Here is a 16,641-nt window from a genome sequence, read left to right as displayed (position 1 = left end):
GCGCCTCTCCCGCATGGGAGCGGCGCGGTGCCGATGCCGGTACGATCCGGCTCGCCGTCACCCGGAGCCGGATCGCGCGTCGGCGGGGGCCGTCCCTCAGGGCCCGACCAGCTGCGCGAGCCCGACAGCCGTCTCCGGTGCCGGCGCGAAAGTGTGGCGGGTCGTCTTCGGCGGGTAGAGCCGGCCGGCGAGGGCCCGGCGCAGGACCTCGTCGCGGGTCGGGGCGACCTCCGGCCGCCAGGAGGCCAGCGGCACGGCGGCGTAGTCGTAGGTGCGGACCGGCACCCGGGCGAGCCCGAGCTGGATCGCCGCCGCCAGGCGGTGATGGCCGTCGAGCACCGCGAGGGTGTCGCGCTCGACGCAGATCGGCTGGGTCCAGGCCTGCGCGTCGAGGATGAGCGCGATCACCTCGCCGATCCGGCCGGGATCCGTCTCCTCGGTCGGGCGCAGGGCCAGCGGCGGGAGCAGGGAGAGGGGGCTCACGCGATCACCTCGCCCCGGTCGAGGAAGAGCCGCTCCGGATGGGCGTGGCGCAGGAAGTCGTGGTGGGAGATGTCCCAGCCGTAGGCGCCGGCCATCTCGAAGCAGACGACGTCCCCGACCCGGATCCGGGCCACCGCGACGTCGCGGGCGAGCACGTCCTTGGGCGTGCACAATTCGCCCGCGAGCGTGACCCGGGCATCGGTGAGCGCCGGCCGCGCCCAGGGATGGGGCCAGCCCTCCCGCGGCAGGATCCGGAACGGGTGGTCGTGCGCCCACGAACTCGGCAGCCGGAAATGGTGCGTGCCGCCGCGCAGCAGCGCGAAGGCGCGGCCATGGGTGCGCTTCAGGTCGAGTACCTCGCACAGATAGGCCGCGTGGTAGGCCGCCACGATGCGCCCGCACTCGAACTGGACCGCCGGGCCGTCCGGGGCGAGGTGGGGCGCGAGGGCCGCCGCGAAGGCCGCGGCGTCGAAGCGCCATCCGGGATCGGCGTAGTCGACGCCCCAGCCGCCGCCGAGATTGACGATCCGCAGGTCGACCCCGTGCTCGCGCGCCAGGGACCGGGCCAGCGCGAGCTCGGCCGCGCAGAGCGCCGCGTGCCCGGCCGCGTCGCGGTTGTTCGAGACGGTGTGGAAGTGGAAGCCCTCGAGCCGCAGCGCCCGGCAGTCGCGCGCGGCCGCGATCGCGTCGGGGATCGCCGCCTCCTCGATGCCGAACTGGGTGGCGGCCCCGCCCATGGTCAGGGTCGCCCCCGGTACCGGCCCGGCGAGGTTGACCCGCAGCAGGATCGGCAGGACCGCGCCCGCCCGCGCCGCCGCGGCATTCGCCAGGTGCAGCGCGTGCAGGCTCTCGACGTGCAGCCGCTCGACCCCGTGGGCGAGGACCACCCGCATGTCCTCCTCGGTCCGGGCCGGGCCGCCCATGACGATGCGGATATCGGGTCCTGCGGCCTCGCGCACCCGCAGCACCTCGCCGGCGGAGGCGACCTCGAAGCCGGCGACGACGGGTGCGAGCGCCCGCAGGACGCGCGGGTCGCTGTTGGCCTTGACCGCGTAGAAGAAGGCGGTGCCGGGCGGCAGCGGCGCGGTGAGCGCCCGCGCCTGGCGCCGCAGGCCGTCGAGGTCGTGCAGGAAGGCGCAGACCGGCCGGTCCGCCCGCGTGACGGCGGCGACGGTCTCGGCCGAGGGCCGGTAGAGGGTGGTCATCGGAGGTCTCCCGGAAGGGTGCGCCAGGCGCGGTCGGCCTCGCTCAGGGCGCGGCGCAGGAGGCCGCGGTCGTTGGCGACGAGGAGCCCGCCCACGCCCTCGTCGCGCAGGCGCGGCAGGTCCGCCTCGGAGCGGGCGATGGCGAAGGCGTGGATCCCGGCCGCGCGGCAGGCCCGCGTCACCGCCGAGCCCGCCGCCTGCACCGCCGGGGCGCCGGTCTGCCAGGGCAGGCCGATCGCCTGCGAGTAATCCGCCGCGCCGAAGAGGAGCCCGTCGAGGCCGGCGGTCGCGGCGATGTCCGCGACCGCCGCGAGCCCGGCCTCGTCCTCGATCATCGCGATCACCAGGGTCTCGGCATCGAGGCGGGCCGGCAGGCCGGCAAGATCGCAATCGCCGTAGCGGCCGAGCCGCCCGGCATTGAGCCCGCGGATTCCCCGCGGCGCGTGGCGGGCGCGCCGGACCGCCTCCACGGCCTCGGCCGGTGAGGCGACCCGCGGCACCACGATGCCGGCGGCGCCCGCGTCGAGGCTCTGCAGGATCCGCTCGGAGCCCGCCCCGGGCACCCGCACCAGCGCGCTGACGCCCGCCCGGTCGCAGGCCGCGAGCATCCGCTCCAGGGCCGCCCCGTCGATCAGGGTGTGCTCGAGGTCGACGAGGACGAAGTCGAAGCCCGCCACCGCGGCGATCTCGACGATCTCGGGGGCGGGGATCGACACGAACAGGCCGCCGGCCGCCCGCCCGGCATCGAGCCGGCCCTTGAGGCGCAGGCGCGCGCTCACGGCCGGATCCTCAGGGCGGCGAGCGGGTTCGGCCGGCGCCGGCCGCTCGCCCCGGCCGGATCGAGCCGGCGCCGCGCCAGGTCCTCGACCACCAGGGTGTCGGCGGCGAGGCGGTAGCGCAGGGCCCCGGCCCGGGCCGCCGGATGCGCCGCGCAATGGCCGGCGAGCGCCGCGACCACCCGCTCCCAGAAGCGCGCCTCCGGATAGCCGAGGCGCAGGTCGAGCCAGAAGCCGAGCTCGGCGAGGTTCACGCCGAACAGGGCATCGACCATGAAGTCGCGCACGTCCTCGACGTCGGTCGCCTCGACGTACGAATTGGCGTTGACGCGGGCATGCTCGGGCGGCGTCGGGGTGAGCGCCGGCCGCCGGGCGACGTCGCCGGGGATGAAGCGGACCCCGTCGTGAAAGTCCTTGAGGGCGACGCGGGTGGGCCAGCCGTCGCGGTGGAGCAGCACCATGTTCTGCTGGTGGCTCTCGAGGGCGATGCTCTCGGCGAGGAGGAGATGCACCACCGGCAGCATCGCGACGGCGAGCAGCCGGTCGAGCCACGGCTCGATCCCGTGCCGGGCGATCCAGCCGGCGATGAAGGGCGCCTCTCCGTCCTGGTGGGTGAGCGCCGCGAACGGCACCGCGCCCTCCCCTTCGCGCAGGTGCGGCGTCACGGAATCGCGCCAGATCGCCGACAGGGCGCCGCGGGTCGTGCCGTCCCGATCCCAGGCGGGCAGGGCCGTGACCGCGACGCCCATCCGCTCGGCGAGGAGCACCACGCCGCTGTCGCGCAGATAGGCGCTGCCCGCCGCGACCTCGGCGAGCCAGGCGCTGACGATCGGGGCGTTCAGCACCGTGTGCGGCGCCAGCGTGCGGGCCGTGGAGGTGTTGCGGATCGAGAGAGCCAGCTTCAGCGAGGGCGCGCCCGGCGCGGTGCGGTCGGCCAGCGTCCGGATCGAGGCTTGCGCGCCGTATTCGTGCGGCGAGGGCCCGAGCACCACCACCCGGCCGGCCCGCCGCTGCGCCTCGGTCGCCGCCTCGCCGACCCTGAGCCACTGCCAGGGATGGACCGGGAGCAGGACGAAGTCCTCCGCCCGCCCGCCGAGCCGGTCCCGGAACGCCGACAGCCCGGCGGGTTCGAGGCTCCGGCCAAGAAGCCCGTCATCCTGCCGGCCGGGCGCCGCCAGGGAGCCGGCCTCGGCGATCGACCGGTGGGCGGCGATCCAGACCGGGCGCAGGGGCCGGCCGAATTCCGGGCCGTAGGCGCGGTTGTCCTCCGGGGAAAAACCGATGCGGGACTTGAAGCAGGGGTGATAGCGGTGCCCGTCCGGCAGCGCCCCCTCCAGCTCCTCGTAGCACAGGCCGGCGAGGCGCCGGCCGGCGCCGTGCGCGAGGCTCGCGGCGTGGTTGCCCTGCGTGCGCGCCAGCTCCTCGGCGAAGCGGGCGTGATCCGCCGGGGTGCTGGGAAGAGCGGGGAGCAGGTCGGCGAGGAAGGCGGAGGCGTCCGTGACCGCGACCCCGTCGGCGGTGACGCTGCCGGGCTCGACCAGGATGCGCCCGTAGCCGGCCATGCGCCGGGCCCGGGCGCGATGCACCGTGCCGCCGCGCGACGGGGTGACGGCGACGGTAAGCGCCGTGTCCGGGCCGTCGAGGGCGACCGTGCCGTCCGGCAGCAGGTCCTCGTGCAGCAGCGCGCCGAGGAGCTGTCCCGCGACGCGGGCGCCGGCCTCGCGCCAGGCCTGCGCCTGCATGCGGGCGCGGGCGGCGTGCAGCGGGTTGGGGAGCGCGACGTAGTCCGGCCGCTCTCCCCGGCCGGCGAGGCAGCTCGCGAAATTGGCCTTGGCCGGCAGGGTCGGCGCGTCGAGGAGCCGGGCGACGAGGGTGTGGGTCCCGTCGTCCTCGTCGGAGCCCGCCAGGGCGTCGGCGACGACCCCCCAGAGCGGCGCCTCGGGCAGGTCGGCCGCCCGCGCCACCGTGGCGACGACGTGCGCGACCTGGTTGACGACGAGGTAGTAGAGCAGGCGCCGCCACGCTTCCTCGGCGCCGTAGAGCACCGCCGGATCGAGGGCGAGGCCCGGCGCGAGGGGGGGGAACCGGTCGCGGTCGATGCTGGCGCCTTCGAGGTCGCGCACCACGAGGCGGGCCGGCACGCCGCCTTCGAGGACGAGCAGGCTGTTCTGGGCGTGGGCCTCGAGGCTGATCCCGGTGCGGGCGAACAGGCGCAACGGCGGCAGGATCGCCGCCCGCGCATAGGCGCGCAGCCACGCCTCCGCCCCGTCGCGGCCGGCGGGCGCCGCCCCCATCGCCGCGAGCATCGGCCGTCCGTCCTGCGGCGCAGGCTCGAGCAGGCCCGCGACCACGAAGGCGTCCTCGCGCGGTCCCTCCCGCACCAGCACGCCGGTCACCGCGTCGAGGTCGGCGTGAGCGAGGCTGAGCGCGCCCGGCTCGTCCAGCACGTCGAGGCCGCAGGCCGCCGCCACCCCGGGGAGCGCGGCGAGCGCCCGCGCGGCGGCAAGGCTGCGGGCGAGGTGCTCGCGGCTGTTGGTGCGGGCGAAGTTGGTGATCCTCGCCGCGATCGGCAGCTTGAGGAAGAGGTTCTCCGCGGCCGAGAAGACGGTGCGGACCGAGGAGGTCGGCGTGACGGACGCGCCCGAGGGCGGAGTGACGGCGAGGCGCCCCTGCGCCACGAGGGCGGCGACGGCCGGGTCGGCCTCGAGCCGGGCCGCCTGCCAGGGATGGCTCGGGATCAGGACGCGGTCCTTCACCGTCTCGGCGGGCAGCCCCGACAGGCGGGCGAGCGCCGCGGCCACACGCGGCCCGGCCTCCGGCGCGCGCCACAGGCTCGCGACGAGGTCGGGGTCGGCGATCAGCCAGCGCAGGCGGAACGCCGCCCCGCGCTCGGGGGCGTAGAGCGCGGAATCGGCTTCCGAGAAACCGTCGACGCTCTTGGCGAGGGGGTGGAACGGGTGGCCGTGCCACAGCCGCTGCTCCAGCCCGGCCGGGGTCGGATCGAGGGGCCGGGCGGCGCAGGCGCGGGCATGGTCGCGGGAGCGGCGCAAGCCGTCGAGGAGGCGCCGCCGCACGGCCTCGCGCAGGGGCGTCGCCTCCGGCGCGGCCGCCTCGATCATCCGCCGGGCCAGCTCGGCCGGATCGTCGAGATCCGTGACGCGGCCGTCGGCGTGGTGCAGGCACAGGGGCGCGGCGAAGGCGTGGAACCCGCCCGGCGAGGCGCGCAGGCACAGGGCCGACAGCGTCTCGTCACCGAGGGGGACCGCGCAGGTCTCGCCCTCGACCGGGACGAGATCGGGCCTGCGCTCGCGCAGCCAGGTGTTCAGCAGGCGCTCGAGGGCGAAGCCGGCCTGGACGGCATCGGCGGGGTCGGCCGCGGAACGGACGTCGGATTCGGCGAGGGGCGAGGGCGTCATGAGCGGCTCCGGGGACGGAGGGGATCGGCCTCGACCGGCGGGGCGGGGAGGTGCCGGGCGAGGAGGGACGGCGCGAGGGCGAGCGCCCCGGCGAGCGACAGGCCCGCCGCCGCGAGGAGCGGTCCGGACGGGCCGAGCGGCACCAGCGCGAGGCCCGCGGCCACCGGGCCGAGGAGCTGGCCGACGGTCAGGCCGGCCCGCGCCCGCGCGAGGGCGGCGGTGCGGCTCGGGCCCGCGGCCTCCGCCGCCGCGAACAGGGCCGGCGCCTGGCCGGCATAGACCGCGCCCTGGATCACCCGCAGGGCGACGATGCCGGAAAGCCCGAGGCCGAGGGGCACGAGGGCATAGCCGAGGCCGCAGCCGACGAGCGACAGGACGAGGGCGAGGACGGGCGAAAGGCCGTCGAGGCCCCGGGCCCAGAGCGGCAGGACGAGCAGCGCCGCGACCCAGCTCAGGCTGTGCAGGAGGCCGATCAGGCCGGGCGTGTAGAGACCGGCATCCTGCGCGCTCGCCCAGGTCGGGAAGAAGGCCACGAAGGCGAAGGCCCCGGCGCTGCCGCAGGTCCCGGCGACGAGGAGCGGCCAATCGCGGGCGCGAGGCCCGGCGGGCGCGGGCGCGGCCTCCGGCTCGGCCGCGAGCCCCCGGGCGGCGCGGGCGGCGGCGAGGGTCAGGAGCAGGATCAGCCCGGCGCCCGCGAGCATCAGCGCGCCGATACCCTCCCGCTCGAAGGCCAGCCCGCCGGCGACGGGGCCGATCAGGCAGCCCGCCGCCACCGCCTGCTGCATCAGCGAGAAGCCGCGCCCGGCGCTGCGCCCCGCCGCCCGGAACGCCAGCGCCAGCACGACGCCGCCCCCGGCCAGCCCCTGGACGAGGCGGCCGGCGAGGAGCACGAGCGGATCGGCGGCGAGCGCGATCAGCCCGCAGCTCGCCGCCGACAGGAGCCCGGTCCAGACGACGAGGGCCGGCAGGGACAGGCGCCGCGCCAGGGCCGGCCAGGCCGGGGTCATCGCCAGGGTGGTGACGGCCGGGGCGGCAAGGAGCGCGGCGGTCCAGAAGGCGGGGGCGGCGCCCATCCGGGCGACCTCGAGCCCGAGGACCGGGAGCAGGGCGAGCGGGGCCGCCGTCACGGCGACCTGGAGCAGGACCAGGGCGGCGAGCCCGGCGGTGCCGGCCGGCCGGCCTGTCACGACCTCCTCCCCGCAACGAGCGGGTTCGGGGCGCGGCCGAGCCGGCTCGGCATCGAGGTGGTGAGGGCGGCCGCCGCGAGGAGCGGGGTCAGCACCTCCTTGAACGGCGCCGTCTCGCGCCCGAGCAGGCAGTCGGCGACGAGGGCCCTGCGCTCGCGGGGCGCCTCGGCCTCGTCGAGCACCCGTTCCACCGTCGCGACGAGGATCCGGCGGGCCTCGGCCAGGGTGAAGCCGGCTCCCGCCGCCGCGAAGGCCTCGGCCACCGCCCGCAGGGCGACGTCGACGGCGAGGGTCTGGGCGTAGGCGACAAGATCCTCGGGCCGGCGCAGCAGCAGCGAGTTCCGAAGCGGATCGGTGACGAGGTAGGCGGGGACCGGCAGGCCGATCCCGGCGAGCCAGTCGGGCGCGGTGCGCACCGTGTCGTGGTCGCGCAGGATCAGGCGGCGGGGCCGCCCGCCGGCGAACGCCACGAGGGCGTTCTGCCCGTGCAGCTCCGGCACGAAGCCGAGGCAGGCGCCGCGCAGGATCGCGCCGAGCACGAGCCCGGCGATATCGGCGAACAGGGCGCCGAGATCGGGCGCGTCCCCGGCGACCGCCCGCAGGGCCGGCGGCACGCCGCCCCGCGGCGCCACCGCGAGGCTCGCGAGCGGCACCGCCGGGCCGTCGCCCGCCGGCAGGCGGCGCAGGGAGCAGCCGAGGAGGCCGGGGCGCTCGGCGTAGAGGCCGCCGTCGGCCTCCGCGAAGTGCCAGAACGCCGCCTCGTTGGCGAGCCCGACCGAGCCGGCGAGCACCGGGTCGCGGGCGAGCCCCGCGGCCAGCAGCGCGGCCCCGTGCAGCCCGTTGTGGAGCGATTGCGGCGGCAGCAGGCGGCGCACGCCGAGGGTGCGCACGTCGAGGGGCAGCTTGAGGTGGAGGCCCGGCCGCGCCGGCAGCGCCACCGTGCGCAAGGACGAGGTCGCCGCCGCGAGGGGGCCGCGGAGATCGAGAATCACCAGTCGCCCGTCGCGCAGCTCGGGGGCGAAGCGCCCGGGCACCGCGTGCTCGGCCTGCCACGGGTGGAGCGGCAGGGCGACGTGCGAGGCGTGCAGGCCGCGCGCCGCCATCTCGCGGGCCAGCAGGGCCTGCTGCGGGGCATCGAGCAGGGCGGCGGCGGGCCCCGCCGGGTCGGCGCCCGGCGCGATGCCGAGCCGGTCGCGGGCGAGCGCACACCAGGACAGGGCGAAGTAGCGCCCGGCCTCGGCGCCGTAGGCGAGGCTGTCCGCGCGCGCAAAGCCCTGGCGCGCGCGGGCGAGCGGATGGAACGGCCGGTCGCGCCACGCCGCGATCCGCTCCCAGGCGATCGGGTCGCCCGCGAGGGCCTGGCCCACCAGGGCGTCCGCCGCCGCCTCCCGGTCGGGCAGGTCGTCGAGGATGCCCGCCATCTCGTCGCGGGTGCGCTCCCGGATGGCGGGCGCCAGTCCCGGCAGGGCGTCGAGCGCCAGGGCGAGGAGCCCCGCCGCGTCGAGGCTCCTGCTCTCGCGGGCGGTCTCGACGCGGGCGGCGCCGGCATAGCGCACGCCCTCGCGCCAGCCGTCCGGCCGCACGCGGGCGCGCAGGTGGCCCGGGCCGAGGGCGAGCGCGTAGTCGCGCGTCCCGTCCGGGTCCGGGGCGCCGAGGACGCCCCGGCTGGAGAAGCCCGCGACGTCCTCGATCCAGAGCGCGTCGAACAGCTCGGCCAGGAGGTCGTCCGCGAGGGTCGTCGGTCCGGGCATCGGCGGCGGCCTCAGACGAACGGCAGCACGGTGCCGGCGCCCGCGGCCTCGGCGCGGGCCAGGACGGCGCGGGCGCAGGCGATGTCGTCGATCGCCATGCCCATCGGGTTGAGCAGGATGATCTCGTCGTCGCGCTCCCGCCCCGGCCGGCGCCCGACCACGATCTCGCCGAGCTCGGCATGCAGCCGCTCGCGGGAGAACTCGCCGGCCTCGACCAGCAGGTTGATGATCTTCTTCTCGCGGTTGCACTGGTCCCAGTCGTCGACCACGACCTTGTCGGCCTTCAGGAAGACCTCGCGCTCGACATCCATGATCGAGACGTTGGCCAGCAGCGTGCCGGGGCTGAGCCAGCGGAACGGCAGGTAGGGCGTGTCGGTCACCGTGCAGGTGACGACGACCGGGCAGTCGCGCACCGCCGCCTCGGCGCTCGGGGCGACGACCGTGCGCAGGTGGGGGAAGCGGTCGCGCAAGGCACTCGCCAGGTCCTCGGCCGCCTCGCGGCGCAGGTCGAACAGCCGCACCTGCGCCAGGCTCGGGACCTGCTCGGCCAGCGTCTGGGCCTGCCGGGCGGCGATCGGGCCGCAGCCGATCAGCGCGGCCTCCGTGAAGCCGTCCCGCGCGAGGTGGCGCACGGCCAGCCCGGTGACGGCGGCGGTGCGCATGGCGCTGATCAGCGCCGCCTCCATCACGGCGACCGGGCCGTTGGTCTCGGGATCGTTGAGCACGATCACCGCGCTGGCGCGCTCGAGGCCGCGGGAGGCGGGGTTGTCGTGCTTCGAGCCGATCCACTTGAGCCCGGCGACCGGCCGCTCGCCGCCGATCCAGGCCGGCATCGCGATGATGCGGTCGGCGATGTGGGCGGCGCGCGGGCTGCGCAGGTAGGGCTTCAGCGGCTGGACGAAGTCGCGCGCCGCGTGGAGGCGGAACCCCTCCTCGATCGCCGCCATGTAGAGGTCGGAGCGGTCGCCTCCGAGTCCGACGATGTCGGCGCGCGAGAGGTAGCGCAGGCTGGTCGTGGCCATGGGGTGCATCCTTGGGCTGTCGGCGGAGAGGGGCGCGGGCGGCCCGTCGGGCCGCGATACGGGCGGCCCGTCAGGCCGCGATACGGGCGGCGCTCAGGCCGCGGAGCGGGTCGCGAGGCGGCGGTAGGAGGCCTCGAAGGGCTTCGTCAGGCGTCGCTCAGGCGCCGGCCAGCCCGGGTCGTAGACCGTGTCGAGGTAGCGTTCGCCGCGGTCGGGCAGCAGCGTGACGATGCGGGCGCCGCGGCCGAGACGCGGGATCAGCTTCTCGATCGCCGCCACGACCGTGCCGGAGGAGCCGCCCGCCAGGAGGCCCTGGCGCTCGACCAGCCGGCGGCAGCCGAGGGTGGATTCCCAGTCGGTGGCGTGGATCACCGCGTCGACCTCCGGCAGCGAGAGCTGCTCGGGCACCCGGCTCGCGCCGATGCCCGGGATGTCGCGCCGCCCGCCCGGCCCGCCGAAGATCACCGACCCGTCGAGGTCGACGGCGACGACCTCGATCCGCGGCCAGCGCTCGCGCAGGCGGCGCGCCATGCCCATCAGGGTGCCGCAGGTCGAGACGGCGGCGACGAGGTGGGTCGGCTCCGCCGGCATCTCGCGCACGATCTCGGCGCCGATGCCGTGGTAATGCGCCCGCCAATTGTCGGGATTGGCGTATTGGTTGAGCCACAAGGCGCCCGGGAGCGTGCGCGCCAGCTCCGCCACCCGCCGCACCCGCGTGTGCAGGTAGCCGCCGCCTTCGTCCTTCTCGCTCACCATGTCGACCCGGGCGCCGTAGGCCTCGATCAGGCGGCGGTTGGCCGGCGCGATGTTCGGGTCGACCACCGCGGTGAACGGGATGCCGACGCGCTGGGCGATCATCGCGAGCGCGATGGCGAGGTTGCCCGAGGAGCTCTCGACGAGGTGGCTGTCCGCCGTCAGCCGCCCGGCGGCGATCGCCTGCGCCACCATGTAGTGGGCGGTGCGGTCCTTCACGCTGCCGCCGACGTTCAGCATCTCGAGCTTGGCGAAGACCGGGACGATCTCGGGCGGGAACAGCCTGTCGAGGGCGACGAGCGGCGTCTCCCCGACACGGATCTCAAGCGCCGGCAACATGGGCATCTCCCCGTCTGGCATTCCTTCGACATCGCGACGGGCACGACAGACCTGGCAGGACTTTCGCCCGCTCCCGGTTCAGTGCCGATCCGATCTGCGGTGGAGATAACGATGTCGTCGCATGGTTCAATCGATTTCTTCTGGATGATTTCTAAGATATATTCATTCCGATATCGAATGTTTATAAGACGATGTGCAGGATGGAAGTCGAACAATTCCAGGTGCGGGGATTCGGCGAGGCCGATCAATCGATTGCCGGGCCCGGGCGCGCCTCTGGCGAGCGTTCGGCATCGACGGGGCCGCGTTCTCGGTCACGATGCCGCAGCAGCAGGATCGATGTGGCGCGCATACCCGGCAGAATTCATAAGACGCGCAATCCGGGGAATGAGCCAGTTTAGAGATATTATAGTTTGAGTTTTGTTCCAGAAACGCAACAAGGCTGCGGATAAGCGGCGGGACGGCGCGCAAATCCGTTGCGTGCCGCTTGGGGATACCGAATAGAAAAATCGGCTGGCACGCGGTCGGCCCGAGATCGCCATCAACTCCGGATCGTCTTCGTATGCGGCACGCCCGACGTCCCCGTCCCAGGACCCGTTCCAGGACCCGTGGCCGGCTCGCGGCCGGCCTCGGCCTGGCCACGCTGGCCCTGCCCTGCCTCGCGCAGGGCGCCGCGGCCCAGAGCGACATCCGCCTCGACGAGATCACCGTGGCGGGCCAGGCCGGCGGCCGGCCCGGCCTCCAGGCCCCGCCGCCGAACGGGGTGGTCGGGCCGCCGCCCCCGGCCTATCCGGGCGGCCAGGTCGGATCGGGCTCGCGCCTCGGCCTTCTCGGCAACCGCGACGTCTTCGACCAGCCGTTCAGCTCGACCAGCTACACCGACAAGCTGATCCGCGACCAGCAGGCCCGCAACGTCCAGGACGTGGTCAACAACGACCCGTCGATCCGCACCAACGTGCCGGCCTTCTCGGGCATCCTCGGCTTCTTCATCCGCGGCTTCCCGGTCTTCGCCCAGGACATGGCGTTCAACGGCCTGTTCGGCGTCGCCGATGCGTTCAACCCGGCGATCGAGCCGATCGAGCGGGTCGAGGTGCTGCGCGGGCCCTCGACGCTGCTCTCGGGCGTTCCGCCCTTCGGCAATATCGGCGGCATCATCAACCTGATCCCGAAGCGGGCCGGCGACGAGCCGCTCACCCGCGCGACGATCGGCTACGCCTCCGATGCCACGATCTACAAGGCGATCGACGTCAGCCGCCGCTTCGGCGACGCCAAGGAATGGGGCGTCCGCTTCAACGGCGCGTTCAACAACGGCCGGACGCCGATCGACAACCAGAGCCTCCATTTCGGCGTCGCGGCGCTCGCCCTCGACTATCGCGGCGAGCGGCTGCGGGCGAGCCTCGACCTCGGCTACCAGGAACTCGACTTCACCTCGCCCCTGCGCAACCGCAGCGTGGCGGCCGGCGTGCGGATTCCCCGCGCGCCCGACCTGACCCTCAACCAGCAGCAGCCCTGGGAGTACCGCGACAGCGCCAACCAGCAGCTCGCCACCCGGGTCGAGTACGACCTGACCCCGGACCTGACGCTCTACGGCGCCTACGGCGTCTCGAACTTCCGCCAGGAATATTTCGGCGGCGTGCTGACGATCTTCAGCCCGCGCGGCGATTACCGCGACCCGGTCAGCTACCTGCCGTTCCACATCGTCAACCAGACGGCGGAGGCGGGCCTGCGCGGCACGGTCGAGACCGGCCCGGTCAAGCACAGCTTCGGGCTCGCCGCGGTCGGGTTCTGGCAGGACCTCGCCCAGCCGCCGGCGCAGAATGTCGGGTCGACCATCGTGTCGAACCTCTACGACCCGACCTACGTCGCGCCGCGTTCGACGATCGGGCTGTCGAACGCGACCCCGCGCACCTCGAGCCGGATCAACCGCAGCATCGCGGTCGCCGACACGCTGTCGATCCTCGACGACCGGGTGCTGCTGACGATCGGCGGCCGCTGGCAGAGCCTCGACGTGAATTCCTACAGCGCGACGACCGGCCTGCGGACCGGGGCGAGCGAGAGCGGCGCCTTCTCGCCGGGCGTCGGCCTCGTGGTGAAGCCCTGGGAGCGGCTGTCGCTCTACGCCAACTACGTCGAGGGGCTGACCTCGCCGGCCGCGCCGGTGAACGCGGTCAACGCCTCGGCGGCCTTCCCGGCCTTCGTCTCGCGCCAGACCGAGGTCGGCGCGAAGTACGATTTCGGCACGGTCGGCGTCGGCTTCGCGGCCTTCGAGATCGAGCAGCCCTCCGGCTTCCTCGATTCGCGCACCCTGGTCTTCTCCGTCGACGGCCGCCAGCGCAACAGCGGCGTCGAGCTGACCGTGTTCGGCGAGCCGGTGCCGGGGGTGCGGCTCCTCGGCGGCGTCACCCTGCTCGACGGGGTGCAGGTGCGGGCGCAGGACCCGCGCAACGTCGGGCGCACCGCGGTCGGCGTGCCGGACGTGCAGCTCAACCTCTACGGGGAGTACGACCTGCCTCCGAGCCTGCTGCCCGGCCTGACGCTGACCGGCCGCGTGATCTACACCTCGGCGCAGTACTACGACCTCGCCAACAGCCAGAAGATCCCCGACTGGGCGACGCTCGACGTCGGCCTGCGCTACGCGACGACGGTCCAGGACCGCCCGCTGACCCTGCGGGCGACCGTCGCCAACGTGACCGGCACCAACTACTGGGCCTCGACCGGACGCGGCATCCTGAGTCAGGGCACGCCGCGGACCTTCCTGCTCTCGGCCTCGATGGATTTCTGAAGCCGACGGGGATCTCTTCCTGCCACCGCGTCAGGGCGGCACCCGGTCGATCCTGGCGCCGCTCACACCACCACCGCCACCTTCGCCCCGTCCATCGTCAGCGTCACGCCGGTGACGTAGCTCGCCTTGGCCGAGGCGAGGAACACCACCGCGGCGGCGATCTCCTCGGGCTCGGCCATGCGGCCGAGCGGGATGCCGGCCTCCGCCCGGGCCTGCGCCTCCTCGACCGCGACGCCCTGCAGGGCCGCCTCGGCCTGCATGCCTTCGGCCACCCGGCCGGTGCGGGTGAGGCCCGGGCTGACGCCGACGACCCGCACGCCGCTCGCCGCGTAGGCCTGGGCGAGGCCGGCGGTCGCGAGCATCAGGGCGGCGTTGGCGGCGCCGCCGGCGATGTGGGTCGGCGCCGCCACCTTGCCGCCGCTGCCGATCACGTTGACGATCACGCCGCTGCCCCGCGCCGCCATCCGCTTCACCGCCGGATCGAACATGTTGACGTAGGTGAAGAGCTTGGCGTCGAAGGCGGCGCGCCAGCGCTCGGGGGTCAGGTCGTCGGGCGGGACGCGCCGCGCCGCGCCGGCGCTGTTGACCAGCACGTCGACCGGGCCGAGCGCGCCCTCCAGGGCATCGAGGGCGGCGAGCGCCTGGGCGGGGTCGACGAGGTCGGCGGCGTAGCCCGCGACGCGGTCCCCGCCCGCCCCGAGCTCGGCGAGGGCGTGGTCGAGATGGGCCTGCGCCCGCGAGACGAGGCCGACCCGGGCGCCCTCGTCCAGGAAGGCGCGGGCGCAGGCGAGGCCGATCCCCTTCGAGCCGCCGGTGACCAGCACCACCTTGCCGTCGAGTCCGAGCTTCATCGTGGTCCCTCCCCGGGAGTGTCGTCGTGCGCCAGTGTCGGCGATCGGGGGCCGACCGCAAGGCCTCAGCCGAGCTTGCCGGCGGCGCTCTCGAGCAGGCCCATCGCGTCGTCGCCGAACTTCCTACGCCACTCGGCGTAGAAGCCGCTCCTGCGCAATTCCTCCTTGAAGGGGGCGGTGTCGACGTCGTTGAAGGCGAGCCCCTTGGCCACCAGCTCCTCGCGCAGGGAGGCGTTCAGCCGGGCGACGTCCCTGCGCTCGTCGAGGCAGGCGGCGTTCACGATGCGGGCAAACACCTCCTTGAGGTCGTCCGGCAGCTGGGTCCAGGCCCGGCGGTTGATCAGGAACCACCAGCCGTCCCACATGTGGTTCGTCACCGAGCAGTATTTCTGCACCTCGTAGATCTTGGCGGTGTTGATGATGACCGGCGGGTTCTCCTGCCCGTCGACGACCCGGGTCTGCAGCGAGGAATAGACCTCGGCGAAGTTGAGGCTGGTCGGCGCCGCCCCGAGCGAGCGGAACAGCGAGGTCCAGAGCGCGCTCACCGGCACCCGGATCTTGAGCCCCTGGAGGTCCTTCGGCTCGGCGATCGGTCGCACGCTGTTGGTGATCTGCCGGAACCCGTTGTCCCAGATCCGGTCCATGACGACGAGGCCGGCCTTCTCGATCTGCCCGCGCAGGTGCCGGCCGAGATCGCCGTCCATGGCGCGCCAGACCGCGTCGTAATCCGGGAAGGCGAAGCCGAGGCCGTAGATCGACGCGGTCGGGATGATCGTCGAGAGCACGTTGACGCCCGAGAGCGCGAAGCATTCGAGGGCGCCGGAGCGCAGCTGCGAGAGCATGTCGCTCTGGCCGCCGAGCTGGTTGTTGGAGAAGATCTGGAGGTCGACCCGCCCGCCGGTCTGCTCGCGGATGGCGTCCGCAGCCCGGCGCGAGAGAAGAGCGCGCGACATCGTTCCTCCTGGTCTGTTGTGGTTGGCGGCCTTGCCGCTCGGGTGCTTTTCTTGCTTCGACCGTGTCCGTGAACGTATCCCGTGACTCTCCGTCGTCATCCCGGGGCCACGCGGCGGAACCCGTGATCGAGTGCACTGACTCATTCGGATGGTGCAGCGTTGCCGTCGACGGCATCGAGGATGGCGGCCGGTTTGGTCCGGACGAAGGGCTTCGGCTTGTCGTTGTGCTCGGCGATGTCGCGGTTGATCGCGGCCTGGAGATCGACGATCCCGCTGAAGCTGCCCCGCCTCAGCCTGCGCCGGGTCAGGACCGAGACGAAGCCCTCGACGGCGTTCATCCACGACGCCGAGGTCGGGGTGAAGTGGAAGATCCAGCGCGGGTGCCGGGCCAGCCAAGCCCCTACCTTCGGGGGCTTGTGGGTGGCGTCGTTGTCCAGGATCGCGTGGATCAACGTGCCGGCCGGCACCGCCGCCTCGACGGTGTTGAGGAAGCGCAGGAACTCGTCGTGGCGGTGGCGCTGCATGCAGCGGCCGATCACCGTGCCCTCCAGCACGTCGAGCGCGGCAAACAGCGTCGTACCCATCCCGGATCCTGCTAAGTCGTTGAAATCACGGGAGTAGAGACGGTTGAGGCAGGTGCTCTGAAGCGCCGGATCTACAATATGATATCCCCATGCTGCTGCGTCAGCCCTCACGGATCGTCGCCGAAGTCACCGCACGGCGCAGGGTTGAACGTCGGAGAACCCTGCCGTAAACCATAGATCTCGTCTTCGACCCCTACGGAAGGCACGCGATGACCGAGCCTGTGCGCTACACCCAGGCCGGTCGCCTGATGGCGATCGACACCGTGCTCGGCCCCGACGTGCTGCTGCTCGAACGCCTGGAGGTCGAGGAGGGCATCAACCGCCTCTTCACCCTCCAGGCCCGCGTCCGCGCGCAACGCGACGAGGTCCGCCCCGACGAGATCGTCGGTACCGCCGCCGACCTGACGCTCACCCTCGCCGACGGCTCGCAGCGGGTCTGGAACGGCCTCGTCACCGAGCTGCACGAGGGGCCGATCGTCACGAGAGGCGCGCGCCAGTACGCGCTGACCCTGCGCCCGCGGCTGTGGCTGATGAGCCAGCGC

Annotated in this window: 12 protein-coding genes and 1 pseudogene; 2 read left to right on the top strand and 11 right to left on the bottom strand. The window is 74.1% G+C overall.

What is annotated here, in order from left to right; translation table 11 throughout:
* Positions 1 to 96 precede the first annotated feature (96 nt).
* From A5481_RS32595 to sbnA, 8 genes are all read right to left on the bottom strand, one after another.
* Positions 97 to 483 carry a ParB N-terminal domain-containing protein gene (locus A5481_RS32595; RefSeq protein WP_048435496.1) on the bottom strand — a complete coding sequence of 129 codons (387 nt, stop codon included), beginning with the start codon at positions 481 to 483 and terminating at the stop codon, positions 97 to 99.
* Positions 480 to 1,688 carry a type III PLP-dependent enzyme gene (locus A5481_RS17690; protein WP_048435495.1) on the bottom strand — a complete coding sequence of 403 codons (1,209 nt, stop codon included), beginning with the start codon at positions 1,686 to 1,688 and terminating at the stop codon, positions 480 to 482. The genes A5481_RS32595 and A5481_RS17690 overlap by 4 nt, the downstream gene beginning before the upstream one ends.
* On the bottom strand, positions 1,685 to 2,467 hold the full coding sequence (locus A5481_RS17685) for an HpcH/HpaI aldolase family protein (protein ID WP_048435494.1): 783 nt from the start codon (positions 2,465 to 2,467) through the stop codon (positions 1,685 to 1,687). The genes A5481_RS17690 and A5481_RS17685 overlap by 4 nt, the downstream gene beginning before the upstream one ends.
* Entirely contained in the window at positions 2,464 to 5,880 is a 3,417-nt protein-coding gene (locus tag A5481_RS32590; RefSeq protein WP_082984933.1) for an IucA/IucC family protein, read from the bottom strand. Before A5481_RS32590 ends, A5481_RS17685 begins: the two co-directional genes overlap by 4 nt.
* Positions 5,877 to 7,067, bottom strand: coding sequence for an MFS transporter (locus tag A5481_RS17675; RefSeq protein WP_064504099.1), 1,191 nt, complete (start codon positions 7,065 to 7,067; stop codon positions 5,877 to 5,879). The genes A5481_RS32590 and A5481_RS17675 overlap by 4 nt, the downstream gene beginning before the upstream one ends.
* Positions 7,064 to 8,818: an IucA/IucC family protein gene (locus A5481_RS17670; RefSeq protein ID WP_064504097.1), complete on the bottom strand. Its 1,755-nt coding sequence runs from the start codon at positions 8,816 to 8,818 to the stop codon at positions 7,064 to 7,066. The genes A5481_RS17675 and A5481_RS17670 overlap by 4 nt, the downstream gene beginning before the upstream one ends.
* Before the next feature lie 11 nt (positions 8,819 to 8,829).
* Positions 8,830 to 9,840, bottom strand: coding sequence for a 2,3-diaminopropionate biosynthesis protein SbnB (gene sbnB, locus A5481_RS17665; RefSeq protein ID WP_197514209.1), 1,011 nt, complete (start codon positions 9,838 to 9,840; stop codon positions 8,830 to 8,832).
* Between the two features lie 93 nt (positions 9,841 to 9,933).
* Positions 9,934 to 10,932 (bottom strand): 2,3-diaminopropionate biosynthesis protein SbnA, encoded by a 999-nt coding sequence (gene sbnA, locus A5481_RS17660; RefSeq protein ID WP_082173586.1) that lies wholly within the window; start codon positions 10,930 to 10,932, stop codon positions 9,934 to 9,936.
* A gap of 559 nt (positions 10,933 to 11,491) precedes the next feature.
* Here sbnA and A5481_RS17655 point away from each other — a divergent pair.
* Positions 11,492 to 13,711, top strand: a complete 2,220-nt coding sequence (locus tag A5481_RS17655) for a TonB-dependent receptor (RefSeq protein ID WP_082173585.1) — start codon at positions 11,492 to 11,494, stop codon at positions 13,709 to 13,711.
* A 62-nt stretch (positions 13,712 to 13,773) separates the two neighbouring features.
* Here the strand turns inward: A5481_RS17655 and A5481_RS17650 are convergent, their stop codons facing one another.
* From A5481_RS17650 to A5481_RS17640, 3 genes and pseudogenes are all read right to left on the bottom strand, one after another.
* Positions 13,774 to 14,562, bottom strand: coding sequence for an SDR family oxidoreductase (locus A5481_RS17650; RefSeq protein ID WP_048437224.1), 789 nt, complete (start codon positions 14,560 to 14,562; stop codon positions 13,774 to 13,776).
* A gap of 65 nt (positions 14,563 to 14,627) precedes the next feature.
* A complete protein-coding gene (locus tag A5481_RS17645; protein WP_245239214.1) occupies positions 14,628 to 15,515 on the bottom strand; it encodes a TRAP transporter substrate-binding protein in 888 nt (295 codons plus the stop codon).
* Positions 15,516 to 15,655: 140 nt separating this feature from the next.
* A pseudogene (locus A5481_RS17640) lies at positions 15,656 to 16,093 on the bottom strand (transposase); the annotation flags it as partial.
* A 215-nt stretch (positions 16,094 to 16,308) separates the two neighbouring features.
* Between A5481_RS17640 and A5481_RS17635 the strand changes: the two are divergent.
* A partial coding sequence (locus A5481_RS17635; protein ID WP_280945611.1) for a contractile injection system protein, VgrG/Pvc8 family occupies positions 16,309 to 16,641 on the top strand: 333 nt, incomplete at its 3' end.

Source organism: Methylobacterium platani (assembly GCF_001653715.1).
Classification (GTDB): domain Bacteria; phylum Pseudomonadota; class Alphaproteobacteria; order Rhizobiales; family Beijerinckiaceae; genus Methylobacterium; species Methylobacterium platani.
This window is presented reverse-complemented; position numbering and strand designations above follow the sequence as displayed.

Excerpts from the sequence above, each read along its gene's own strand:
- sbnB (WP_197514209.1), bottom strand. The coding sequence starts at position 9,840 with ATGGCCACGACCAGCCTGCGCTACCTCTCGCGCGCCGACATCGTCGGA.
- A5481_RS32590 (WP_082984933.1), bottom strand. The coding sequence starts at position 5,880 with ATGACGCCCTCGCCCCTCGCCGAATCCGACGTCCGTTCCGCGGCCGAC.
- A5481_RS17645 (WP_245239214.1), bottom strand. The coding sequence starts at position 15,515 with ATGTCGCGCGCTCTTCTCTCGCGCCGGGCTGCGGACGCCATCCGCGAG.
- A5481_RS17650 (WP_048437224.1), bottom strand. The coding sequence starts at position 14,562 with ATGAAGCTCGGACTCGACGGCAAGGTGGTGCTGGTCACCGGCGGCTCG.
- A5481_RS17690 (WP_048435495.1), bottom strand. The coding sequence starts at position 1,688 with ATGACCACCCTCTACCGGCCCTCGGCCGAGACCGTCGCCGCCGTCACG.
- A5481_RS17655 (WP_082173585.1), top strand. The coding sequence starts at position 11,492 with ATGCGGCACGCCCGACGTCCCCGTCCCAGGACCCGTTCCAGGACCCGT.
- sbnA (WP_082173586.1), bottom strand. The coding sequence starts at position 10,932 with ATGTTGCCGGCGCTTGAGATCCGTGTCGGGGAGACGCCGCTCGTCGCC.
- A5481_RS17670 (WP_064504097.1), bottom strand. The coding sequence starts at position 8,818 with ATGCCCGGACCGACGACCCTCGCGGACGACCTCCTGGCCGAGCTGTTC.